We start from the raw sequence: 25,330 nt of genomic DNA, 5'->3' as shown, positions 1-25,330 counted from the left end.
TCTTATTTAGACTCAAGTAAAACACGTCTGTTTAGATAGAAATAATCCCACCCAGACCAAAGCGTAAAGAACAATGCAATATAAAGCATGATCATATCAAATGGAATACCAATTAGTGTAAAGATTGTATTGTGTAAAAGAGCAGCAGCAATCGCTACAATTTGTGCCCAAGTTTTTATTTTACCGAGCTGATTAGCAGCTACAACTTCTCCTCCACCTGCCAAAATTAGACGTAAGCCAGTTACTGCAAATTCACGGCTAATAATAATGATAATGATCCAGGCAGGCGCCATATCAAGTTCTACCATTAAAATAAAGGCTGCTGAGACAAGTAATTTGTCAGCTAAGGGATCTAAAAATTTCCCAAACGTTGTCACAAGATTATACTTACGTGCATAATAACCATCCACCCAATCAGTTGTTGAAGCAAAGATAAAAATAAGTGCACCTATAAAATGATGGATTGGCATCTCTGCACCAAATAATGTCAATGTTCCCCAGCCGAAATCAAACATCATAACAATGACAAAGAATGGAATAAGCAAGATTCGAGAGATGGTAATTTTATTTGGAATATTCATTTTTCTAACACCTTTCATGATGAAAGAAAGTAGCCATCAGATGATGACTACTGTTCTTTATTGAAATTGATGACGATATTTTGCGTTACAATTTGTTGTGCATACGTTAGAGGTTCGTCATTAATATAGATTTTAGCCTGCGTTGAATTACCAAGACGGATACGTACATAATTTTGCGCTGTAGCGTCATATTCAATTACTTCACCAGCATTATAGACACGTGTATCTGTTAATAATTCTTGTTGTTGTTGGTCACGAATACCAACAAAAGTAGGACCTGATACTTCGACTTTAATTTTCATAGTCTTTGTACCTGTTAACGTATAAGAAGTTGTCGCTCCATCTGTCTCAATAGTACCCGCAGAAATTGTTTGTTTCATCTCTTCAGTTTGATCTGTTTGATCTTCATCAATTGGTGTTTCATCTGTAGAGTTTGTATCTTCTTTATCATTTTTTTGTGCATCTTTATTTTCTTTGTCTTTTTTATCTTTTTCACTATCAATTGGCTTAACATTTGTATCATATTCCATCTCAGGAGTTGGATTTACTTCTTCGCTTGTCCCTGAACTGTTTTTTGATTGCCATAGTATCCATATAGCTACAATGATAACAACAATAAATAAAGCAACAATGATTTTTGGCATTGCCTCCATCATTTTGTTGGAAGGGCCTTTCGATACCTTTCTTCTGCTAGGACTATTCGACATAGATTGACTTAATTGATCATTTGGAGTGCTTGGCAGTTCATTTTTATATGTCTCTAAAATTTCTTCAGCGTCCAAACCAACCGCTTCTGCATATTGTTTAATAAAAGCTCGTACATAAAACGAACCAGGCATAATAGAATAATTGCCTTCTTCAATTCCTACTAAATAACGCTTTTGAATTTTCGTTATTTCTTGTAAATCGTCTAAGCTGTAGCCTTTAGACAGTCTCGCCTCTTTTAGTCGAGTACCTAATTCTGCCACTAATAACACCTACTTTAACATCAAATTAAAAATTAAATCCTCCAAATGAATCGGATTCGGACATGTGATTTTTTTCCATTATCTCATAGGTAATTTCTTCATCTGTGTGATGACGCAGTTCAATAATATAATCAAAATCCTCTATTTTATATTCAGAATGCTGAACGAACATATCTGGATGCTCTACAACTTTAATACATGGCATATTCATCATTTCACGCACTAATTGCAGATGTCGCTCATCAGTTGAACGTCGAGTCACAATACCATCTAGAATAAAAATATTGTTACGACTAAATTCATCACCCACAAGCTTATTTCGAACTGTTTGTTTAATCATTGTAGACGATAAAAAAATCCACTTTTTATTGGCACAGACACTTGCAGCTACAATGGATTCGGTTTTCCCAACACGTGGCATGCCACGTATACCAATTAGCTTATGTCCTTCTTTTTTAAAGAGTTCCGCCATAAAATCGACTAAAATACCAAGTTCGTCTCTTACGAAGTGGAAAGTGTTTTTTTCGTCTGCATCTCGAGGAATATAGCGACCATGCCTAATAGCTAGACGGTCACGAAGTTTTGGTTGTCGAAATTTGGTTACGTTAATATGTTCCATTGTCGAAACGATTGTACGAAATCGTTCAATCGCCTCATCATTGTCTGTATGCACTAACATACCACGTCGATCCTCGTCGACACCATTTATTGAAATAATATTGACACGAAGCATCCCTAAAAGTGAAGCAATATCTCCTAATAATCCAGGGCGATTCACCTGAATTTCATATTCAAAGTACCAATCGCTCAACACACTCGTTCCCTTCCTATTAGTTAACGTAAAAAATCCTTTATAAGTTCCATCATAGCTGATTTTTTATGTAATGGAAAGTTAGAATACATGGAATTACGACGTTATTTACTAATTTTTTTTGGTGTTCGCAGATTAGGCTTACATACGTTCTCATTTTCAGCGATAAATAGCTTTTTTATATAGAAAAAAGAGGAGATAGGCTCTCCTCTTTTATTTACTGCACATGCTTATTTTGTACAAGTTTAATGACACAATTCGCTAATGCATGCTTCTCATCTTCAGAGGCAACGCCCCATAAATCCGACAGCACTCGCTCTTGTTCGTTCTTAGGGTCGACATTTGTCGCCAAATACTCACCAATTTGGACAGCAGCCGTTTGAATCATTTTCTTTGGCATGCCGCTTGATTCAGCTTGCATAACGTTTTGCCCTAAAAACGATGTCCATTTTTGCCAGTTTTCTAAAATGGTCATATGTTCCTCCTCCTTTACATTTGTAGTATGTGCAGAAGAGAATATTATATGTACCAACCACCATTTAATCTTATGATTTGTCCTGTGACATAATCAGCTTTACCAGACAAATAAAAACGAACCATTTCAGCTACATCCGTAGTTTGTCCGATGGTGCCTAAAGGAATATCCTCTAAAATATAGTCTAGCTCCACTTGACTTAAATGGCTGTTCATTGACGTATTGATAAAACCAGGAGCGATGGCATTTACACGAATTTGAGATAGTGCTGCCTCTTTCGCATAGGATTTAACAAAAGCATGCTGGGCACCTTTAACCGTAGCATAAAGTGCTTCACCCGCTGAGCCAGCCTCTCCCCAAATTGAACCAATAAATAGTACATAGCTTACATCATGTTGTCGCAGCTTTTTAGAAAGTAAAGCAGTCAAACGCATTGGATTTTGAACATGAACACGCCATAAGGCTTCCATATCCTCCACTGATGTATCTTCAAGCAATGAATAATGGGCTTGTCCATTAGCAAAGACAATGGCCTGCACATTAAAAATTTGTGCTGCGACCATTTCTGCTCCTTTTATGGTTGAAAAATCCCCCTGAACAAGCATAAACTCTTGTGCAGGGAAAGATGTAGTAAGCGAATCACATAAACTCTGTGCCGCATTCTTATTTTGTGAATAATGCACATAGATGGACCAACCGTCTTCAGCTAAGCTTTGACAAATAGCACGACCAATCTCACCTGATGCACCTAAAACAAGGGCAAATTTTTTCACTGTGCTCCCTGCTTGCTTGGTAAAATTTTAAAAACAGTTTGTTGAGATTCACCTTGAATAGAAGCAAATGCTTTCTTTAAATCCTCAACTGTTAATGTCTCTAGTACTGGTACAACATCAAATAAATTCATGTCATTAAAGGAATAGCGTGTAAATTGGTTTGCAATAAATTCAATTGAATTAAGCGCACGTAAGAAGAATCCAATTTTTTTACGTTTGATACGGTCCAAATCAGCACTTTCAAAGTGTGCATTTCCATCATACTTTGCTAGTTCTTCCTTAATTGCCTTTGATAACCCATCTGGCTCTGTTGAATCAGAACCAATCATGGCAAAGCCAAAACCATTTTCTAAAGTAAAATCAAATGCATAGGTTTCATCGATTAATCCTTCTTCATAGACACGTTCATAAAAACTTGATGTGCGTCCGAAAATAAGCTCAAGCGCAATTTGCACAGATAGCTCATGTTTTAACATTTCCTGACCTGATAAATTAGTTTCTTTTGCTTTCAAACCGACATATACTTTTGGCTTTTGAACATCCATATTTAATGTACGTTCTTTAATTGCAACCTCTGTTGGTTCTTTATCGAAGAAACGTTGAATCGGCGTAGGCTCCGGAAACTCTTTTTTACCTTGATTGTCACGAATAAAAGTCATCATTTGCTCTGGATCCACAGCGCCAATAACAAATAACAGCATATTAGATGGATGATAAAATGTGTTGTAACATGTATATAGATGCTCAGCTGTAATACCATCAATCGATTCAATTGTACCTGCAATATCTATTTTCACTGGATGATGATGATACATATTTTCAATCGTACCAAAGTATAAACGCCAATCGGGCTGATCATCATACATGGTAATTTCTTGCCCAATAATTCCTTTTTCTTTGTTGACAGTAGCTTCAGTGAAATATGGCTCTTGTACAAAATTTAATAAAGTTTCTGTACTTTTATAAATATTGTCAGTAGAAGAAAATAAATAAGCCGTACGTGTGAACGATGTAAAGGCATTAGCCGAAGCGCCGTACTCACTAAACTTTTGGAAAACATCCCCATCTTCTTTTTCAAACATTTTATGCTCTAAAAAGTGAGCAATGCCATCTGGCACAGTGATACTTTCCGTTTCACCAATGGGCACAAACGTACGATCAACAGAGCCGTATTTTGTTGTAAATGTAACAAATGTTTTGGAAAAGCCTTTTTTTGGCAAAATATAAACATCTAAGCCATTGTCTAGCTTTTCATAATAAAGTGTTTCATCTAATTGTTTAAATTCAATTGTTTTCATTGTGCCGCTTGCTCCTTTCCACATAAGAAATAAACTGCTTCAAGCTGCACTTGCTTTGCCATTGCAACAACATCTTCCTTTGTTACAGCTTTCCACTTATTTGCCCAAGTTTCAACAGAGAATTCCTCAGGTAAGTCTTTATATTGATCAAAAATTTCGATTTGTCCACGAGCAGAATCTAGCGACTCTTTAAGCTGATTCGTCAGCATAGCTTTTGTTTGCTCCAGCTCTAAATCAGTAATATCTCCAGCCTGCATGACAGCAAGTTGCTCTTTAATTAGCGTTAGAGCTTTTTCTTCATTTTTAGGCTCGATACCAGAGACAACAAAAACGAGACCGTAATGCGATGCGTATGAACTTGATGCATAATAAGCAAGGCTCTCTTTTTCACGAACATTCATAAACAATTTAGCATGTGGATAGCCACCAAAAATGCCATTAAAAATTTGCATTTTAGCAAAGTCCGCATCACCAAATCTTACTGGCGTGCTAAAGCCAATATGGAGCTTACCTTGCTTCATTTCATGCTGTTCTCTAACATAATCATTGTCAGGGTGTTTTTGGGGAAGTACCGCCGGAACTTCTTCAGGTGTGCGATCTTTAAATGGTAGCGCCTTTTTTAATTTTGCGACGACTTCCTCTTCATTAATATCACCAGCAACATAAATATCAATTTTATCGTTAGCTAGCATGGATTGATACGCCTCATATAAGGAAGCCGGTGTAATTTTTTGAATTTCCTCTACACTACCATTTGCTGAAATCGATGCAGGCTCATTCGGTCTTAAAATTTGTTGTAAACGGAACTGAGCAAAGCGGGATTTATCGTCAAATATAGATTCAATACGCTGAATAACTGTTTTCTTTTCACGTTCAACAATTGATTCCTTAAAGGCATCATTTTCTAAATTAGGCTCAAAAATAGCCGTGTGCAATAAACCAAGTACGTCGTTTAACACACTTGTATTCGCAAGATAATGGTCATTTACAGTCTCTACATTTAGTAGCACCGTATGCTCATTCCCTCGCTTCGATGTATCAAAATATAAAACAGTGCCGTACAAGTCATCTAAAAAGCTACGAAATGCAGCAGTTGTCTTATATTTAGCATTACTGTGCTGCAGTACATTGGTTAACACTGTACGTTCTGATGCACTTTTAGCCGTTAATGCTCTTCTCCATTTTATTGAAAAATTTACAGTTTTAAATTGGGTTGTTTGTCGGATATGCAAATTGACACCTTTTGCAAAAGGTATTGTTTTAAACATATAAAAACCCTCCTATCCTTCTTAATATAACGATGTACTACACATACTATACATGTCTATTGTCTATAATTGCAAAAGGAATCCAAAGTATGTATGGGAAAAATTAATAATTACACCAATTGCATAAAAAAAAAGACTGAGCAACGATCGCTCAGTCTCTGATAATTCATTTTTCTTAGCGTTTACCTTTAATATAAGGTTGGCCACTTGCCTTTGGTGCATTTGCTTTACCAATAAAGCCTGCTAAAGCAAGGATTGTTAGGACATATGGTAAAATTTGCAGATAAACGGCTGGCACATTCTCGATAAATGGAATTTGGTTCCCTGCAATACTTAATGTTTGCGCTAAACCGAAGAATAATGCTGCACCTAGTGCACCCATTGGATGCCATTTCCCGAAAATCATAGCGGCAATGGCCATGAAACCTTGACCAGCAATTGTTGCATGTGAGAAGTCATGTGTAATTGTTTGTGCATAAACTGCACCGCCAAGGCCACCTAGAGCCCCAGAAATCATTACGGCAATGTAACGCATTTTATTTACGTTAATCCCCATAGTATCTGCTGCCATTGGATGTTCACCAACAGCTCGTAAGCGCAATCCAAATGGCGTTTTATAAATGATAAACCATGCGCCAATTGCTACAACAAACGCTAAAATAGATGTGCTATAAACATCATGGAACAATAAACGACCAAAGAAAGGAATATCCTCTAAATAACGAATACCAAAACGACGTATTGGTTGGTCAATCATATCTGTTTGACCTTTATCATAAATCATTTTTACTAAGAAAACTGTCGCGGCTAAGCCTAGTAAGTTAATTGCTACCCCTGATACTGTTTGATCGGCACGGAAAGAAATAGAAGCAACGGCATGGAAAAGTGAGAACACTGCCCCGATCACAACAGCTGCTAGCATTGCTACCCAAACTGTTGCTCCTCCTAATGACGAAGCGAATTCTAAATTGACAAAAATACCAACAAATGCACCAACAATCATTAAGCCTTCTAGCCCGATGTTGACAACACCAGAGCGTTCAGAGAATACCCCACCGATGGCTGTAAAAATCAAAGGTGTTGCATAAAGAATCGCTGAAGGGATGATGAAATATAACATTTCTAAAAAGCTCATGTTATTGTCCCTCCTTTTTCTTGCTCAGCTTTTGTAAGCCTACTCGAATAATATAGCCTGATGCAACGAAGAAGATAATCAACGCAATGATAATAGATACGATTTCTTCTGGAATACCTGCAGCATTTGGCATATTTAGTGCACCATATTTCAATGAACCGAAAAGTGAAGCCCCAAACACTACCCCAAGTGGTGTATTCGCACCAAGTAGGGCAACGGCGATACCGTCAAAACCGATCCCTGTAAAGCCTGGTTTAATGGATGCGTTTTGGAATGTACCTAAAGCTTCCATCGCACCACCAAGACCTGCAAACATACCTGAAATCGTCATTGCTAGAATAATATTTTTATTGACGCTCATACCTGCATAATCTGCAGCATTTTTGTTAAAGCCTACTGCTTTTAGTTCATAGCCACGTGTAGTTTTTTCCAAGATGAACCACATCACAACTACCATTAAAAGTGCAACAATGATCCCATAGTGAAGACTTGAATTGTCTGTAAGCTCTCTTAAAAACGGAGAACGCAGTGAAGCGGATTCATGAATACGTTCTGTTTTAAAGCTGCCATCGGACAATTTTTTTATCGCTGCGTTGGCAATATAAAGCGCAGTATAGTTCAGCATAATTGTCGCAATAACTTCATGAACTTTAAATTTCGCTTTTAAGAAACCTGCAATAAAGGCCCAAAATGCACCAGCTGCAGCTGCAGCAAGCAATGCCAATGGTAAATGAATGACTTTAGGTAGTTCAAATGCATAACCTACCCAAGCAGCTGCCAGCCAACCTAAAATAAGCTGACCTTCAACCCCAATATTGAACAACCCTGTGCGGAAAGCAAACGCTACTGCAAGACCTGCCAAAATATAGGGTGTGATTTGTCGAATTGTGTTCCCAATCGAATATGAATCTCCAAAAATACCTGTCCAAAGAGCGATATAACCTTCTACAGGGTCATAGCCACTGACTACCATGACGATAGCCCCTACAATTAAACCGATAATGATAGAGATGATAGGAACGAGTAAATTAATGACACGATTTGACATTAGTCGTTCCCCTCCTTCGCATCATGCTTATTATTTTTTTTACTTTGTCCAGCCATTAGTAAGCCTAGCTCTTGCTCTGTAGTTTCTTTAGGATTTAACTCATCCACAATTTGTCCATCATAAATTACGGCAATACGATCCGAAACATTCATAACCTCATCTAATTCAAATGAGATTAATAGAACCGCTTTTCCTTTATCACGTTGCTCAATAAGACGAGAGTGAATGAATTCAATAGCCCCAACATCGAGTCCACGCGTTGGTAGAGCGGCAATTAATAAATCTGGATTACGGTCAATTTCACGACCAATAATAGCTTTTTGTTGGTTACCACCAGATAAAGCACGAGCTGGTGTCATTTCACCATTACCAGTACGTACATCATACTCTTTAATGATTTGGCGAGCTTTCTCAGACACTTTTTTATAGTCCATAACAAAGCCCTTCGCTATTGGAGATTGGTAATATGTTTGTAGAGCAATATTATGACCAATAGGGAAATCTAACACTAAGCCATGCTTATGACGGTCTTGTGGGATATGTCCAACACCTTCCTCTGTAATTTTACGAGGCTTCATGTTGGTAATTTCTTTGCCATTTAACTTAACTGTCCCACTTTTGATTTTACGAAGACCCGTAATGGCCTCAATTAATTCAGATTGACCGTTACCATCAATACCAGCAATACCGACGATTTCACCTTTGCGAACATTTAAGTTTAATCCTTTGACTTTGTCGATGTTTCGGTAATCCGTTACAACCAAGTTGTTAATCGACAGTACTTCATCTGTTGGGTTGGCATCAATTTTTTCTGTTTTAAATTCAACTTGACGCCCAACCATCATTTCAGCCAATTGATCAGGATTTGTGGCAGCGGTTACAACAGTACCAATGCCTTCACCTTTACGGATAATTGTCACACGATCCGAAACTTCCATAATTTCTTTAAGCTTATGGGTAATTAAAATAATCGATTTACCTTCTGCAATAAGTCGACGCATAATTTGAATTAACTCAGTAATTTCCTGTGGTGTTAATGAAGCAGTTGGCTCATCAAAAATTAAAATTTCAGCACCACGATACAAAGTTTTTAAAATTTCAACACGTTGTTGCATACCAACTGTAATGTCTTCGATTTTGGCATATGGATCAACATCCAATCCATATTTTTCAGAAAGTGCTTGTACTTTCTTAGCCGCATCTTTTATGTTAACAATCCCCATTTTAGTAGGCTCAGTGCCTAAAATGATGTTTTCTGTTACCGTAAAATTTTCCACTAACATAAAGTGCTGATGCACCATACCAATTCCTAAATCATTGGCAATATTCGGGTTTGTAATTTTTACAGCCTTCCCACGAACGCGAATTTCGCCACCCTCTGGTTGATACAAACCAAAAAGGACGTTCATCAAAGTCGATTTACCTGCACCATTTTCTCCTAGCAATGCATGGATTTCGCCTTGTTTCAGTTGGAGGGTGATGTTATTATTCGCCACGAAATTACCGAACTCTTTACGGATTCCTAGCATTTCAATCACATATTCCAAAATTGTCACTCCCTTAATAGGCACTATTATTAAGTCTTTTCGCCTTAGCGTATAGTATCTGCTGCTACATGATTGATGGTACAGATAAGCCATACGTCCAGTATTTAGATTTCTACCAGAGGCTATATTTAATTTCACCCATAGAGGTAGATGTTTTGCTAAATTAATACAGGAAAGGTCATCGTTAGAAACCTTTCTTCTATTAACTTAAAACCTAAACTAGTAAATTATCATTTCTACCTCTAAAGGTTCATATAAATCTTGTTAAATAGAGTATTGCAAATAATCTAAATATAACGATAGATTGAAAAATCATCATAAGGTCCTTCTAAAAAGTCCCTTATGATGATCAAAAGATGAATTATTTTTCCACTTTTTCTGGAACTTTGATTTCACCCTTAGCAATTTTCTCTTTATATTCATCAATTACTTTTTGTACATCTTCTGAAATTGCACCACGAGAATCTGCAAGTTTAACGCCATCTTCAGCTAAACCGTAAACAAGTGTTTCTCCACCTGGGAAATCACCATTTTTTGCTCTGTTTGAAATATCTACTACTGCTGTATTAACACCTTTTAGCATGGAAGTTAATGTTACGTTTGTTTTATCGTCTACTTTACCTTCTTCGTATTGGTCAGCATCTACCCCGATTACCCATACATCAGCATTAGGATCTTTAGCTTTACGCTCTTTTGCTTCAGAGAATACACCGTTACCAGTTGCACCAGCAGCGTGGAAGATTACATCAACACCTGAAGAGTACATGCTGTTCGCTGTAATTTTACCAAGATCTGCTTTATCAAATGCACCAGTGTATTTTACTTGAATGTCGATATCAGGGTTTACTGCTTTAGCCCCTTCAACGAAACCAGCGTGGAAACGGTTAATAACTGGAATATCAACGCCACCTACGAAGCCGATTTTACCTGTTTTAGACGTTTTTGCTGCAGCAACACCTGCTAAGAAAGCACCTTCTTGCTCTTTGAATAAAACGTTAACTACATTGTCAGCTTTTACTTCTGCATCGATTAATGCAAAGTGGTTATCTGGATTTTCAGAAGCAACTGCATCAATTGCATCAGCCATCATGAAGCCGATACCATATACTAAGTTAAAGTCACGGCGAATTAAGTTGTTTAAGTTAGTTTCATAGTCAGCGTCTGATGCTGATTGTAGGTAGTCAAAACCACCATCGCCTTTTTTAAGACCATGTTCTTTTCCGTAAGCTTGAACACCTTCCCATGCAGATTGGTTGAATGATTTGTCATCAACGCCACCTACGTCAGTAACCATTGCTACTGAGAAAGCTTCTTCAGTTTTGTCACCGCCTGAAGCATTGTCATTGTCTTTTGCAGGTTTTTCGTCGTCTTTCGCACCACAAGCACCTAAAATAGCACTTGCCGCTAATACTGATGTTAATACTAAACCAAATTTACGTTTTTTCATTTAATTAACCCCCCAAAGGTATTGTAATTAGCAGGAAAAAATTTAGAAATGTTCTACACCCGTTTACGAACTACATGGAAGCTGAATTTATCAGCTCGGAAATAATTTTTTGAATAGAGCACTACTTGATCATGCTCATCGTAATGCAACTGCTTTAACACTAAAAGAGCTGTTTCACGTCCACAATTTAAGATCGGTGAGGCTTGTTCATGATATCCTACTGGATCAATATATGTAACAGCGTAGGCTACATGAATTTTGCCAGATTGCTCAAGAGCAGAGAACAGTGAAACTTCTTTTTTTTCGACAAAGTCAGTAGGCAGGAAGCTTGCAGGTAGCCTGTCTATGCAGTATACTACTGGTTCGCCATCCGCTGTTCTGACACGTTCAATCGTGAGTATTTTATCTTCGCCATCACATTGGAAGCGTTTTAAATCTTCCTCAGAAGGTACGTGCTCAGTCGCTTTTAAAAACCGCGAACCTGGCTCCATACCCGCTGCCTCGATCATAGAAGAAATGCTCGATAAATGCTCGATGCCTGATGTAAACAACGGCTTAGGATTGACAAAAGTCCCAACCCCATGTCGGCGCACAATCACATTTTCCTCTTCCAACAGTCGAAGTGCTTCTCTAAGTGTTGCTCGACTGACTCCTAGTGATTTCGATAATTCAAATTCTGACGGAAGCTTTTCATTTTCTTTAAAAATACCAGCCTCAATGTCAGATTTTAAACGATCGATTACTTGAAGATAGAGATGACGATGATCTGCTTTAATAGTCACATATATCACCACCAAAATCAGAGATCAGACATCTGATGTACAACATTCCTACTAATCGTTCATAAATATAACATTTTTGCAGAATGAAATAAACAGTTTTAAAGAAAATCTGTTATAGAATTCATTCTTTCTTCATTTTTATTGCAAATATTTGGACAAAAATACAGTGAAACACAGTTATTTTTGTCCAATTTTTTGGTTAGTTATCATACTGGTGAACAAGTACTTGACGCGGTTTACTTCCCTCTGGAGGCCCTACAATCCCGCGTTGTTCCATTTGATCGACAATACGTGCTGCCCTTGAATAGCCAATTCGGAAGCGACGTTGTAGCATAGATACTGATGCTGTTTGCATGCTGACAACTAATTGGACAGCTTCATCATATAATTCATCCGTTTCCTCTAAAATGGTTTCTTCTTCAGTAGGAATCATCTCCTCCTGATACTGTGCCTTTTGCTGTTCTATAACAAAATTCACAACAGCTTCAACCTCTTGATCTGATAAAAAAGCACCCTGCACCCTTTTTGGTTTCGAAGCCCCGGCAGGTAAAAATAGCATATCACCACGACCAAGTAGGCGTTCAGCCCCACCCATGTCTAAAATGGTTCTTGAATCAATTGCTGAAGAAACTGCAAATGCAATTCTTGAAGGTATATTTGCCTTTATGACGCCTGTTAAGACATCTACACTCGGTCTTTGTGTTGCTATTATTAAATGAATCCCTGCAGCGCGTGCCATTTGCGCTAAACGTGTAATTGAATCCTCTACATCACTTGATGCAACCATCATCAAATCCGCTAACTCATCCACAATGACAACGATATACGGTAGCTTTGGATGCTTTTCTTCTGTTTGCTCATTAACCTTTTGTACATGAGCATTATAGCCCTCAATATTTCGTGTACCTGTATGAGAAAACAAGTCATAACGGCGTTCCATTTCAGATACCACTTTTTTTAGTGCTTGCGAGGCTTTTCGTGCATCTGTCACGACAGGCGCCAATAAATGAGGAATACCATTATAAACATTTAACTCCACCATTTTTGGGTCAATCATCATGAGCTTCACTTCATGTGGTTTTGTACGCATTAGTATGGATACAACTATGCCATTTATGCAGACACTTTTCCCGCTACCTGTTGAACCAGCTACAAGTAAATGTGGCATTTTATTGAGCTCTGCTAGAACCGCTTGTCCTGTAATATCACGACCAAATGCTACTTGTAACAATGCATCAGGCTTAGCACCATCCTTAGATTCTAATACCTCACGAAGTGTCACAATGGCTACCTCACTATTTGGCACTTCAATACCAATCGCTGATTTCCCAGGGATAGGAGCTTCCATACGAATATCTTTAGCGGCAAGTGCTAGCGCAAGATCATCTTGCAGATTGACAATTTTGCTTACTTTCACACCTATATCTGGTAAAATTTCATATTTCGTGACAGCTGGTCCCAAATGGACTTGTGTCACCTTTGCTTTTACACCAAAGCTTTGTAATGTTTGTTCTAGCTTTTTAGCATTAGCTTGAATCACCGAATATTCACCGCTTTGGTCATGCTGAGGAGGTAATTGTAATAGATTATAGGATGGGAGCTGATAATCTGCATTTTCTACAGTATCAGTGCCTTGAATATGGACATCATCCGTTGCTTCTTCTAGTTCATTTTCCACCATCGTTGGCGTATCAAATACAGCTCTTTCCTGTGAGACATTTTGCGTAAAAGCAGAGATAATCGGCTCATGAGGTATTTCCTCCTCTTGTTCTGACACATCTGTCATTTGATTAACTGCTGCTACCTCATCTCCACTTTCTACTCTAGAGCGACGATTGCTAGGCTTTTTCGGTGTATTTTTTTTCTTATCACGGTGTTTCTTTTTCCATTTGCCAAATAGACCTGGCATTTTTTCAGCTAAATAAGGCACCAATGCCTTACCTGTGACTAAAATTAACCCTATAAAGAAAATAACCCAAGCAACGACTTTTGCCCCTGATGCTTCAAATAACACGTGGAGGCCGCTAAATAATAGAGCACCAATCATCCCACCACCTAGAGCATTGCTACGATGAATAATACCTTCTGTATTGATCAATATGCGCCACGATTCACGAAGAACAGAATCAGATAATAGACCACCTGATTTCGATAATTGCTCAAATAATATGCCATGGCTAAAAATGGTTAAACTCATAATAATGAGTACCATGCCCAGTATTAATCGATCCTTCAAACCAATTTTTTTACGACCAATCATCATTAACAACGCAACAAATATAAGCATAAATGGAACAGCAAAATGTAAATTACCTAAAAGAAACATGGCGATTGTTTGTAAAATCCGCCCAATCATGCCGAATTCAAAAATCATAATGACTGCTAAGGCAATTAAAAGCAGTCCTAAAATTTCATACATAAGCGGATGCATGTCTTTTTTTTCAGTTGTCGCTTTACTTTTAGTTCCTTTCTTTCTTTTACTAACTGCCATCTATTTTCACCTTCTTTTGCAATCCATTTTATATATGTAGCGAATCATCACAAGTAGAACTTGACTATTTCAAAAAAAGGATTTTCCACCGCAATTGGGAGAAAATCCTTTTTCTTTTACTTTTTCCTCAAAGCATTGACGATAAGCTTGTTCAATTAGTACTCCATAATAATTGGAATAATCATTGGGCGACGTTTTGTTTTTTGGAATAAATACGTATTTAGTGTATCTCGAATTTCTTGTTTAATATTCGTCCATTCAAATGTATCTTTACCAACATATTTTTCAATGACGTTTTTCGCAATGTCAGATGCCTCAATCATTAATTCCTCTGATTCTCGTACATATACAAAGCCTCGCGATAAAATCTCTGGGCCAGAGGCAATTTTCTTTTGTGCGCGGTTTAATGTCACAACCACAATGAAAATACCATCTTGTGATAATAATTTACGATCACGAAGAACAATATTCCCTACATCGCCTACACCAATACCATCAATTAAGACGTTACCAGCTTGTACACGACCACTCATGCGCATTTTATTATTTTTATACTCTACAATATCCCCTTTATCAGCGATAAAAATTTGTGATTTTTGCATACCAAGCTGTTGCGCTAACTTCGAGTGAGCAATTAGCATGCGGTACTCGCCTTGTACAGGGACAAAATACTTTGGCTGCATCAAATTCAGCATAAGCTTTAAATCTTCCTGACTACCATGTCCTGATACATGAACATTTTTGCTAGAAGTCAAAATTTCAGCGCCTGCTTTGGACATAGAGTTCATCGTATTAGCCATTTGTACTTCCATGCCAGGAGAAGGAGTAAATGTGATTAGCACTGTATCCCCTTGCTTAATTTTAATATCACGATGGTGCTTGCGGACGATTTTCTCTAATGCATCTAGAGGCTCTCCTCTATTACCTGTTGCAATAATGATAATTTCATCATCTTGATATTTTTGCATTTCTGAAATCGGAATAATTGTATCTTCTTCAACTGTTAAATAACCTAGCTGTACGCCTAAATCAACAGCCTTTTCCAATGGTTTACCAACAATCACAACTTTACGGAATGATTTTTGGGCTTGGGCAAAAACTTGTTGAATACGAATAAAATTCGATGCATAAACAGCTACTAAAATACGACCTGGTGCTGAGTGGAATGTTTTTGATAATTGTTCTTCAATCACAATCTCCGATGTCGTATATCCTGGTCGTTCAGCTTCGCACGATTCAGATAAGAGAATAAAGACACCGTCTTCTCCTAATTGTGCCATTTTTGCTAAATCAGGTTTGAATTTACCTGTTGCTGACTGATCGAATTTAAACTCTCCTGTATGAACAATCGCGCCTTCAGATGTATGGAACACCACCCCTAACGAATCGGGAATACTATGTGTTGTGTGGAAGAATGTTACATACGTTGAATTGAAATTCATACGACTTCGATTTGTTACTTCAAAAAATTTCACCTGATGTGGTGCAGGTAATTCTTTTAAATGTTCCTTTGCTAATGCAATTGTTAATTTTGATCCGTACACAGGTGCCTTTATTTTTTGTAAAACATAGGCAATAGAACCGATCGCATCTTCATGACCATGTGTTAAGAAAATACCTTTCACACGCTCTTTATTTTCTTCTAAGTACGTAATGTCAGGAATCACGATATCTATGCCTAGCATCTCATCTTCTGGGAACATTAAGCCGCTATCCACTACAAATAGCTCTTCATCAATTTCTACTACGTACATTGCTTTCCCAATTTCGCCTACCCCCCCAAGAGGGATGATACGAATTAATTCATTTTTCTTTTTTGTCAATTTATTTCCTCCTAAAAAATATCCCGAACAGCAACCACTTAACATTTATTATACGGTTTGCAAAGCTTTTGCACAAATTAAAAATACATGTTTCACGTTGGAAATAGATTTTCTTTTATTTGCTTATTATTAGGAGAGGGATCAGCAGATATTGGATAACTTGTATCATGATAGTCATATTAGTATTTTTGAGGATGAGAAGTAATGGATTGAGGGGTCTTTCATCTTTTTTCTAGCATACAAAAACGAGGCTGAAAGAATCTCAGCCTCGTTGCTTTTTATCTAAAACTTTTCGCTTTTTCTTGATACGTATCCCAAATTCTGTCGAAGTTAGCTTTCTCTTGATCTGTCATTTCCATCATTGGTAGACGTACATTGAGTGTATCAAAACCTAATTTTGTCATCGCATATTTAATAGGCGAAGGATTTGGTTGAGCGAACAGCGCACGTACTAAAGGTAATAATGCTCGGTGAATTTTGGCTGCTAGCTTATGATTTCCTTCTTCAAACGCTTTAATCATTAATTGCATATCATTGCCTACAACGTGAGCTGCTACGGAAATAACGCCTGCCCCGCCAATTGCCATTAGAGGTAATGTTAAGCCATCATCTCCACTATAAACTAAGAAATCATCTTCTGGGTCAACATTCTCGATAATATCACCCATTTGATCTAAATTACCACTCGCTTCTTTAATCCAAGCTATGTTTGGAATCTTGCTTAACGCAACAGAAGTTTCATAGGCAACATTGACACCAGTACGCCCTGGGACATTATAAAGCATAACAGGTAGACTCGTTTGTTTAGCAATTGTTTCAAAGTGAGCAAAAATCCCACGTTGATTTGGCTTATTATAGTATGGAGCTACTAGCATGATGCCATCGGCTCCATTTTCTTCTGCTTTATGAGTCATTGCGATAGAGTATGCCGTTTCATTATCCCCTGTGCCGGCAATAACGGGTACACGACCAGCTACTTTCTCTACTGTAAAGCGCACAACTTCAATTTTCTCCTCCGTTGACATCGTTGGGTTTTCAGAAGTCGTACCACAAGCAACTATACAATCTGTACCGTTATCTATCAAATGATTAATAATACGTTCTAGTTCTGGATAATTAATCGTGCCATCATCTTTGAACGGCGTAATCATTGCCGTTCCAATTCGACCTAAATTCATCCTTACACCCCTCTTATAGTAAGTTATCCTCAAGCATTGCTTCTGCAATTTGGATAGAGTTTAATGCGGCGCCTTTTAATAAATTGTCAGAAACGATCCATAGATGGAATCCTTTGCTATTGTCTAAATCTTGACGGATACGTCCTACAAAAGTAGCGTCTTCCCCTTCTGCATAAATAGGCATTGGGTAAGTTTGTGTTGCAATATCATCTTGTAATATCACACCTGGTGCATTGCGTAATACGTCGAAAATTTCTTGAATTGACGCTTCTTTCTCTACCTCAATATAAACTGATTCAGAGTGACCTGAAACAACTGGCACACGAACACAAGTAGCAGCTACTTTTAGCTCTGGTGCATGCATAATTTTTTTGGTCTCATTAATCATCTTCATTTCTTCGTATGTAAATCCATTATCTGTAAATTTATCAATTTGTGGAATGACATTACGAGCGATTGGGTAATGACGTTTATCACTACCAGACGGTAAAATAGTTGCTTCTACATCTTTACCTGCTTCCCAGTTTGCGCTTTGTGCCTTTAATTCTTCAATAGCAGAAATACCTGCACCTGATACTGCTTGATAAGTTGAAACAATTACTTTCGTTAAACCAAATGCATTACGAATTGGTTCAAGTGCAGCTACCATTTGAATTGTTGAGCAGTTTGGATTCGCAATAATCCCTTTATGCTTCGCTAAGTCGCCACGATTCACTTCAGGAACGACAAGCGGTACCTCTGGATCCATACGGAAATGGCTCGTATTATCAATTACTACTGCACCACGCTTAGCAGCTTCAGGTGCAAGCACAGCTGATACTGACCCACCAGCTGAGAATAAAGCGACATTGACGCCTTCAAAAGCTTCAGGTGTCGCTTCTTCAATTGTATATGTTTGACCATTAAATTCGATTGATTTTCCTGCTGAACGAGCAGAAGCAAGAAATTTAATGTTCCCAATTGGGAATTTACGTTTAATTAACTGCTCCATCATTTTCGAACCAACTGCCCCTGTTGCCCCAACAACTGCAACCGTTAACTGCTTTGTCATCTGTCATCTCTCCTTGAATACATGTTTCATAATGTGTGCTATTGTATCACAAAAATACTGAAAATTGTGTGTAATATATGATTTATTTGAAATATTGTATCAACAGCGGTTGTAATTGCTTTTTCTGCGTAATTGCTGCATGAACAGTATCCACCATTTGATCAAAATCAGCAATTAAAGAATTCGGTTTGGAATGAGGGGAATCTTGACCAAATGGAATAAAATAGATGTTTTTAGCATTTAACAACTTCATAATATTGATACCATTTAAGCCAAGTGCATCGTTGGTTGAAATACCTAATACTACAGGAGACCCATTACGTAAAGTTGCCTTCGCTGCCATTAATACAGGACTATCTGTTGCTGCATTAGCAAATTTACTAATGCTATTGCCTGTCATTGGCGCAATGACCATTGCATCTAAAGGATTGGATGGTCCAAATGGCTCCGCCTCTTTTATAGAAGAAATAACCTTTTCACCCGTTAATGCTTCTATTTTTGCAATCCACTCTTCCCCTGTCCCAAAGCGGGTAGCCGCATGTAAAACGGAGTGGGTAATGATAGGAATAACTGTAGCCCCAACATCAATAAAATTTTGAATTTTAGGCACTACATCTTCATAAGTACAATGCGAAGCAGTAATACCTAGGCCAATTCGTTTCCCCGTTAACAATTTTCTTCCTCCTCTATTGCCTTGCACAATATTGTAGCTGCGTCATGTGCAAAGTATTTCCCAGGCAATGATGGCAATAGTACATACGTTTGTAATTGATCAGCATCTATATCTAAACAGCCTGGCTCTGAGGCTAAATCATATAAAACTGCTGGAACATGCTCAATAAATGACTCTGTAATCCATTTTGCTGGAATTGTATTTATAAAAATGCTATCCGTAATAGACCATTGACGGTCATCTAAATTTGTAGCTTTATAACCATATGCTTTTGCTTCACTCACTTGTACAACTGAACGTGCCACAATATGAACATTCGCACCCATTTTAACAAGTAAAGAGGCGAGCATTTTGGCGATACGACCGAAGCCTGCGATCGTAAAATTTTGTCCGTAAATACATTTTTGCTCGAGTCCGTAGAACGTGGCGATAAATCCCTCCGCTGTTAACCGAGCATTTTGCCAAATAAACGATTCTTGTTGTAAATAACAAATGGATTCATTTTTCTCCAGCAATTGCTTCCAATGCATCGTTAATCGACCTGTATAAAATTTAACTTGTGATATGCCATATAGTTGCTCAACTTCTATTTTCAACGGAAGAATAGGTAGGATAATTTTATTTGGTTGGAATTCTAAAACAAGTTTATTTAACTCTTCGTTCCAAACTGTCGTTCTTTTATAAAACACTGTTCTCGATGGACTTCTTAGCATTGTCGCTAATTCCTTTAATCTCGAGTCCTCACCGATAACAAGCCATTTTTCGTTTTCCAAAAGCTCACCTCACTGTAAATATTCTGATTGTACTGTAGATGTCTTATTAAATAAAATCCGATCTTCTCCAATTAATATAATTTCATGCCAAGGTATCATTTCACTAACTTTCATCTTCTTTTTTTGGAATGGTAATTTATCTTTCACAATCTCAAATCCATGTATTTTTCCTGTTTGCACATCCAATAGGCATTCTGTATGTGCTAAAATGCCAAAATGTACGCCACCCTCAATTTGAATTAATTCTTTATCCACCATCTCAGATAGTAGCATGCCTCATCTCCCTCCTTGAGCCGTTACCTCAATATATGCCGAGTTTTTGCAATTCGTGCCCCCTACCAAAAGTAGGAATATGTTGCATTTTTATCGCCTACTGTATATAGTGTATATATACAGTTATAAGAGGTGAGGATTTGTGCATATTCATTTAAGTAATGCTAGTGATAAGCCTATTTATGAGCAAATCACCACACAACTCAAAGAGGCCATTCTAGCGAATAAATTTCAAGCAGGTGATGCACTACCATCTATTCGTGCCCTAGCAAAGGATTTAAAAATAAGTGTGATGACGACCAAACGAGCATATGCCGATTTAGAGCGAGATGGCTTCATTGAAACAGTCGCTGGAAAAGGAAGCTTTGTCACCGAACGTAATCAAGATTTTTTACGCGAGGAGTTACTACGTCAGGTGGAGGAACATTTGCAGAGGGCGGTAAGAGCAGCGAAAACAGCTGGTCTTTCTAAAGAAGAAATGCAAGAATTAATATCTTTACTGTTAGAGGAGGAAATTTAAATGAATGCCATTGAAATTCATGGTCTACATAAGATTTTTGAAGGCTTTTCCCTTAAAGATGTAAGCTTTTCAGTCCCTCAAGGAACGGTAATGGGCTTTGTCGGTGAAAATGGGGCAGGAAAATCAACTACCATTAAATGCATGCTGAATTTATTAAAAAAAGAATATGGCGAAATATTGCTTTTTGGTCAGGATCATGTCGAACATGAGCTATCGATAAAAAACGACATCGGTGTAGTGTTTGACGATTTACATGTACCTGAGACGCTAAATGCGACGCAGCTCGACAAGATTATGAAAAAGGTATTTCAAACGTGGGATTCTAGCTATTACTTTGAACGATTGACTCAATTTAACGTACCAAAGAGGAAGAAGATCAAGGAACTATCACGAGGAATGAGGATGAAGCTGTCGATTGCATTAGCCTTGTCACATCATCCAAAATTATTGATTTTAGACGAACCAACAAGTGGACTAGATCCTATTATTAGGGATGAAATTTTAGATTTATTTTTAGCATTTATGCAGGATGAAACACATAGCATTTTATTTTCTTCTCATATTACAAGCGATTTAGAAAAAATTGCTGACTATATTACGCTCATCCATAATGGTGAAATTTTATTGAGTGAAAGTAAAGACGCTCTATTATATGATTACGGCATTTTCAAAGGGAGTAGTGAGGAAGTAAGCGTATTGCCAGAGCATGCCATTATAAAAAAACGAAATGGAGCATTCGGAATTGAAGCCCTCGTTCTGAAACATGAAGTAAACGAGGCTTTCCGACTCGAAAAACCTTCTATAGAGGATATCATGCTATTTTTTGTGAAAGGTAGTGTTTCAATATGATAGGTCTTATAGTAAAAGATTTAATGACTATTCAACGTCAATTGAGATCCCAGGCATACGTTGTTCTATTTCTTCTTGTGATGGCGATCTTTATGCAGCAAAGCTCAATGCTGCTGGCTGTTATTGTCTTTATTGTAACGATTCAAGCAATCACAGCTCTTACCTATGATGAGCAAAGTAGCTGGGATAAGTATGCCAATACCCTACCGATTTCTAAAGGGGATATTGTTCTTAGTAAATATATACTGAGTGTATTGCTTATGATCATTGGTCTTATTATTGCACTGCCCATTATATTTCTTATCAACTATTTTACCGATCACGGTATCACTACAGATTTTTTCCTAACATTTATTATGATTGTGACATTGGCTCTCTGTCTGTTAGCTGTATTATTACCTATTTATATTAAATTTGGCTCCATTAAAGGAAAAATGGTTTTGATTGCGCTTTGTTTTATCCCAGGCTTCTTGTTAGGGATGTTTAAAGAGTATCTACCCAATATACCCTTCACTTTTTTAAATCTTAAACAGTTTATGTTTGTAACACCATTTGCCGGTTTATTATTACTTTGGCTATCCTCGTTAATTTCTACAGCCATTTATAAAAGGAAAGAGTTCTAGGGAGGGGTTCTATGCGAGCATTATTGTTACAAAGATTTGTCGTACAAAAATGGTCTCTCATTTTTGCAATGACCTTATGTCTACTCCTTAATTTTGTTCACTTCTCCTTCGTGGATAGCCCTTCCATTGGTTTGGTGATCGTCGTCATTTCGGCCACACTTGTTGAAATTTTATACAAAGGGGATCGACAAGTAAACTGGGAAGTGTTTGTCAATAGCCTACCTCTGTCAAAAAAGGCGCAATTACAGTCTGATTTCCTTTATTGCTATGGCCTTATTACTCTGCTCTTTCTTTTCATTGCACCAATCTATTTCTCTCAACCTGAAGCTTCTACAGATTTTTTGGAGCATTTTGCTATGTATTTCGCTTATATAAGCAGTGCTTATTTTCTCATCTGTAGTCAATTTTATATTCAGCAACTTCAAGAAACGGAGGGAATACGAACTATCAGAATGCTTACGGCTACCTTGCTGATTATTCTGCTAAACTTTGTTGTTCATTACTATTTATCATTAATAGCTGGAAACTTATTCATCTTAGTGCTCCCAACAATTGTTAGCACCCTCATTAGCTTTCTTACGTTCCATAAATGTCTTCATTTATATACGACAAGAGAAATTTGCTAACTATTCATTGAAAAATAGGCTGCCTTTATTGGCAACCTATTTTTTATCAATGACAACATGTATCAATTTGTCATTGGCGATATCAATCGTAAAGGCTTTGCCAAATCCCACGACATACCGCCCAGCGACCGGCGTTAACTCAAATAATGAGAAATCAAGTGAACGTAACATTGTCATCATTTTTGCATTAAATAGTTGATCAAAGGCTGCAAATACTTCTTCATGACCTTCATTGCCCAAATTTTTAGGCTGACATTGCCAGCGTGCTCGCTCTGTGGCAAAAGGATTAGCAGTTACTGCTTCATCCGCTACACAAATTAAATCGACTACTTCTGACTTCTCCATTAGTTGGTAATGCTCTGCAATCCGACTAATATAAATATAAAATTTTCCATTTAGGCGTACAAAAGGGGCTGTACTACTAAAAGGCCTGCCTTCTCCATCCACGAAGCTTAATACACAATTTTTTTTATTTTGAATAAATGCTTTATAATCCTGTTTTACTTGTTCCAAATCGATTGCTTTTGGCATGCACTTTCCTCCTAAGCTTTGACCGTATTTTTTAATTGAATTCTTGGAGCACTATCCCATGAAACATATTGAATTTCCGCTTCCATCCGATAGATGTGTTGAATCATCCGTTCTGTCATGACTTCATCTGGAGTACCCATATGAGCTCGTTTACCATCCTTTACCACCACTATTTGATCACTATAGCTAGAGGCTTGGTTTAAATCATGGAGTACCATCACAACAGTCATGCCCATGTCACGATTCAGCTCTCGCACTAATTCTAGCACTTCATGCTGATGCGCAATATCTAAGAATGTCGTGGGCTCATCTAATAGTAAAACTTCAGGCCGTTGCGCTAAAGCCATGGCAATCCATGCGCGCTGTGCTTCTCCCCCAGACAAGGCAGCAATCGGCTTTTCTTTATAATGTGAGAGATCAGTTTTTTCTAATGCCCAATCAATAATGACCTCATCCTCTGCATTGAGGCGCTCAAACCACTTTTTATGTGGATAACGACCATAGGCCACTAAATTTTTGACAGATATATCAGTTGGGGCTTGATTTTGTTGACTAAGCATACACATTTTTCGAGCAATTTGTTTTGAGGATAATCGACGCATATTTTCCCCATCAAACAAAATAGTTCCTGTCTGGTACGGCTGCATCCTTGCAAGGGCCTTTAATATCGTTGATTTGCCAGAGCCATTCGGTCCAATGATGGATAGGATTTCGCCTTTTTTAACATCAAAAGAAAAGTCATGGACAACTTCCTTTTGTTCATAGCTGATGGATAACTGTTCAATCTTTAACATTAAAACGCCTTCTTTCTCATCAAGTATAAGAAGTAAGGTCCACCAATAACGGCCATTAAAATACCTGCTGGAATATCAAGTGGTGCAAATAATGTCCGCCCGCCAGTGTCGGCAATCAATAAAACAATCGCCCCTAATGCCATACTCATCGGCAACATATACTTATAGTCTGAGCCAACGAGTAATCTAGCCATATGCGGTATGATTAATCCGATAAAACTAATCATACCAACTGCAGCGACTGAAATAGCTGCTAGAAAAACAGCTAAAATAGATAACATAATACGAATACGCGTTACACTTTCTCCTAAATTAGTCGCCACCTGATCACCTAAACGAATGATATTGGCTTTGCGAATCGCAAAAATGGATAGTACCCAACCTATGATGGCATACAAATAAATCATATGTAGTGATGCATTCCCTTTTGCAGCGAGACTACCATTCATCCATTGCACAGCTGACGGTAAACGATCACTATAAAGAATCGATAAAAATCCAATGACCCCGCCACATAAAGCATTCACGGCTACCCCCGATAAAATAATAGTGATGGGTGTAATGCCTGTCCGTCTCCAAGCGAGAGCATAAACGATTGCAGCCGCAATCAATCCGCCCACAATCGCAGCTAAAGGAATGAAGTGTGTCAACTCTGGATTTGCTAAAAGGATGAGTAATACAAAGGCTGCTGCCCCGCTTGTTACCCCTGTTAATCCAGGATCAGCTAACGGATTACCCATGACTGCCTGCAATAAGGCACCCGAAATGGCAATACTTGCACCAATAATTAAAGCCAATAACACCCGAGGTAATCGGATATCCCAAATTATTGTTGTATATACACCCTCTTGATCACGTCCATTGAGAAGGGTGGTTAAAATATTAGGAACGGAAATATGAACACTACCTAACCCGACCGCAATGATTGCCACTACTATCGTAACCACAAAGGTTGTAATTATAATCATGCGACTTCTTGTTGTATGAATCAT

Annotated in this window: 26 protein-coding genes; 4 read left to right on the top strand and 22 right to left on the bottom strand. The window is 37.8% G+C overall.

From position 1 onward, the window contains the following. Window positions 1-2: 2 nt before the first annotated feature. The 19 genes from pgsA to OU989_RS05025 all read right to left on the bottom strand — a co-directional run bounded on the left by pgsA (window position 3) and on the right by OU989_RS05025 (window position 20,395). Entirely contained in the window at window positions 3-581 is a 579-nt protein-coding gene (gene pgsA / locus OU989_RS05115) for a CDP-diacylglycerol--glycerol-3-phosphate 3-phosphatidyltransferase (protein ID WP_274796041.1), read from the bottom strand. Window positions 582-628: 47 nt separating this feature from the next. Next, window positions 629-1,558, bottom strand: a complete 930-nt coding sequence (locus OU989_RS05110) for a helix-turn-helix domain-containing protein (protein WP_274796040.1) — start codon at window positions 1,556-1,558, stop codon at window positions 629-631. 16 nt (window positions 1,559-1,574) lie between these two features. Beyond that, window positions 1,575-2,360: a DUF3388 domain-containing protein gene (locus OU989_RS05105; protein WP_274797280.1), complete on the bottom strand. Its 786-nt coding sequence runs from the start codon at window positions 2,358-2,360 to the stop codon at window positions 1,575-1,577. A gap of 217 nt (window positions 2,361-2,577) precedes the next feature. Next, entirely contained in the window at window positions 2,578-2,835 is a 258-nt protein-coding gene (locus tag OU989_RS05100; protein ID WP_004224939.1) for a DUF3243 domain-containing protein, read from the bottom strand. 44 nt (window positions 2,836-2,879) lie between these two features. Further along, a complete protein-coding gene (ymfI, locus tag OU989_RS05095; RefSeq protein ID WP_274796039.1) occupies window positions 2,880-3,608 on the bottom strand; it encodes an elongation factor P 5-aminopentanone reductase in 729 nt (242 codons plus the stop codon). Beyond that, window positions 3,605-4,906, bottom strand: coding sequence for an EF-P 5-aminopentanol modification-associated protein YfmH (gene yfmH / locus OU989_RS05090; protein WP_274796038.1), 1,302 nt, complete (start codon window positions 4,904-4,906; stop codon window positions 3,605-3,607). The genes ymfI and yfmH overlap by 4 nt, the downstream gene beginning before the upstream one ends. After that, a complete protein-coding gene (gene yfmF / locus OU989_RS05085) occupies window positions 4,903-6,174 on the bottom strand; it encodes an EF-P 5-aminopentanol modification-associated protein YfmF (RefSeq protein ID WP_274796037.1) in 1,272 nt (423 codons plus the stop codon). Before yfmF ends, yfmH begins: the two co-directional genes overlap by 4 nt. Before the next feature lie 175 nt (window positions 6,175-6,349). Beyond that, window positions 6,350-7,309, bottom strand: coding sequence for an ABC transporter permease (locus tag OU989_RS05080; RefSeq protein ID WP_274796036.1), 960 nt, complete (start codon window positions 7,307-7,309; stop codon window positions 6,350-6,352). A 1-nt stretch (window position 7,310) separates the two neighbouring features. Beyond that, window positions 7,311-8,357 (bottom strand): ABC transporter permease, encoded by a 1,047-nt coding sequence (locus tag OU989_RS05075; protein WP_274796035.1) that lies wholly within the window; start codon window positions 8,355-8,357, stop codon window positions 7,311-7,313. Then, window positions 8,357-9,904: an ABC transporter ATP-binding protein gene (locus OU989_RS05070; RefSeq protein WP_274796034.1), complete on the bottom strand. Its 1,548-nt coding sequence runs from the start codon at window positions 9,902-9,904 to the stop codon at window positions 8,357-8,359. The genes OU989_RS05075 and OU989_RS05070 overlap by 1 nt, the downstream gene beginning before the upstream one ends. Window positions 9,905-10,265: 361 nt before the next feature. Continuing rightward, entirely contained in the window at window positions 10,266-11,351 is a 1,086-nt protein-coding gene (locus OU989_RS05065) for a BMP family lipoprotein (protein WP_274796033.1), read from the bottom strand. Between the two features lie 53 nt (window positions 11,352-11,404). Then, the gene (locus OU989_RS05060; RefSeq protein ID WP_274796032.1) at window positions 11,405-12,133 is read right to left on the bottom strand and encodes a GntR family transcriptional regulator; all 729 of its coding nucleotides are present in this window, start codon (window positions 12,131-12,133) and stop codon (window positions 11,405-11,407) included. 199 nt (window positions 12,134-12,332) lie between these two features. Next, complete coding sequence (locus OU989_RS05055) at window positions 12,333-14,624, bottom strand: FtsK/SpoIIIE family DNA translocase (protein ID WP_274796031.1); 2,292 nt, start codon at window positions 14,622-14,624, stop codon at window positions 12,333-12,335. A gap of 155 nt (window positions 14,625-14,779) precedes the next feature. After that, window positions 14,780-16,447: a ribonuclease J gene (locus tag OU989_RS05050; protein WP_274796030.1), complete on the bottom strand. Its 1,668-nt coding sequence runs from the start codon at window positions 16,445-16,447 to the stop codon at window positions 14,780-14,782. A gap of 278 nt (window positions 16,448-16,725) precedes the next feature. After that, window positions 16,726-17,625: a 4-hydroxy-tetrahydrodipicolinate synthase gene (gene dapA, locus OU989_RS05045; protein ID WP_274796029.1), complete on the bottom strand. Its 900-nt coding sequence runs from the start codon at window positions 17,623-17,625 to the stop codon at window positions 16,726-16,728. 13 nt (window positions 17,626-17,638) lie between these two features. Further along, window positions 17,639-18,676 (bottom strand): aspartate-semialdehyde dehydrogenase, encoded by a 1,038-nt coding sequence (locus OU989_RS05040; RefSeq protein WP_274796028.1) that lies wholly within the window; start codon window positions 18,674-18,676, stop codon window positions 17,639-17,641. A gap of 82 nt (window positions 18,677-18,758) precedes the next feature. Then, the gene (locus OU989_RS05035; RefSeq protein WP_274796027.1) at window positions 18,759-19,349 is read right to left on the bottom strand and encodes a dipicolinate synthase subunit B; all 591 of its coding nucleotides are present in this window, start codon (window positions 19,347-19,349) and stop codon (window positions 18,759-18,761) included. Next, window positions 19,343-20,122, bottom strand: coding sequence for an NAD(P)-dependent oxidoreductase (locus OU989_RS05030; protein ID WP_274796026.1), 780 nt, complete (start codon window positions 20,120-20,122; stop codon window positions 19,343-19,345). The genes OU989_RS05035 and OU989_RS05030 overlap by 7 nt, the downstream gene beginning before the upstream one ends. A gap of 9 nt (window positions 20,123-20,131) precedes the next feature. Next, window positions 20,132-20,395: a YlmC/YmxH family sporulation protein gene (locus OU989_RS05025; protein ID WP_004224966.1), complete on the bottom strand. Its 264-nt coding sequence runs from the start codon at window positions 20,393-20,395 to the stop codon at window positions 20,132-20,134. A gap of 142 nt (window positions 20,396-20,537) precedes the next feature. Between OU989_RS05025 and OU989_RS05020 the strand changes: the two genes are divergently transcribed. The 4 genes from OU989_RS05020 to OU989_RS05005 are packed head-to-tail and all read left to right on the top strand — an operon-like array spanning window position 20,538 to window position 23,013. Then, entirely contained in the window at window positions 20,538-20,915 is a 378-nt protein-coding gene (locus tag OU989_RS05020) for a GntR family transcriptional regulator (protein ID WP_274796025.1), read from the top strand. Beyond that, a complete protein-coding gene (locus OU989_RS05015) occupies window positions 20,916-21,764 on the top strand; it encodes an ABC transporter ATP-binding protein (protein WP_274796023.1) in 849 nt (282 codons plus the stop codon). It begins immediately after the preceding gene. Then, complete coding sequence (locus OU989_RS05010; RefSeq protein WP_274796022.1) at window positions 21,761-22,387, top strand: ABC-2 transporter permease; 627 nt, start codon at window positions 21,761-21,763, stop codon at window positions 22,385-22,387. Before OU989_RS05015 ends, OU989_RS05010 begins: the two co-directional genes overlap by 4 nt. A gap of 11 nt (window positions 22,388-22,398) precedes the next feature. Further along, window positions 22,399-23,013, top strand: coding sequence for an ABC-2 transporter permease (locus tag OU989_RS05005; RefSeq protein ID WP_274796021.1), 615 nt, complete (start codon window positions 22,399-22,401; stop codon window positions 23,011-23,013). A 36-nt stretch (window positions 23,014-23,049) separates the two neighbouring features. Here the strand turns inward: OU989_RS05005 and OU989_RS05000 are convergent, their stop codons facing one another. From OU989_RS05000 to OU989_RS04990, 3 genes are read right to left on the bottom strand one after another with little or no spacing between them, the layout of a single operon-like run. Beyond that, complete coding sequence (locus OU989_RS05000) at window positions 23,050-23,544, bottom strand: HugZ family pyridoxamine 5'-phosphate oxidase (RefSeq protein ID WP_274796020.1); 495 nt, start codon at window positions 23,542-23,544, stop codon at window positions 23,050-23,052. A gap of 11 nt (window positions 23,545-23,555) precedes the next feature. Continuing rightward, window positions 23,556-24,338, bottom strand: a complete 783-nt coding sequence (locus tag OU989_RS04995) for an ABC transporter ATP-binding protein (protein WP_274796019.1) — start codon at window positions 24,336-24,338, stop codon at window positions 23,556-23,558. Continuing rightward, window positions 24,338-25,330 carry a FecCD family ABC transporter permease gene (locus OU989_RS04990; protein ID WP_274796018.1) on the bottom strand — a complete coding sequence of 331 codons (993 nt, stop codon included), beginning with the start codon at window positions 25,328-25,330 and terminating at the stop codon, window positions 24,338-24,340. Before OU989_RS04990 ends, OU989_RS04995 begins: the two co-directional genes overlap by 1 nt.

Origin of the sequence: Lysinibacillus irui (genome assembly GCF_028877475.1) — a bacterium.
Lineage (GTDB): Bacteria > Bacillota > Bacilli > Bacillales_A > Planococcaceae > Lysinibacillus > Lysinibacillus irui.
This window is presented reverse-complemented; position numbering and strand designations above follow the sequence as displayed.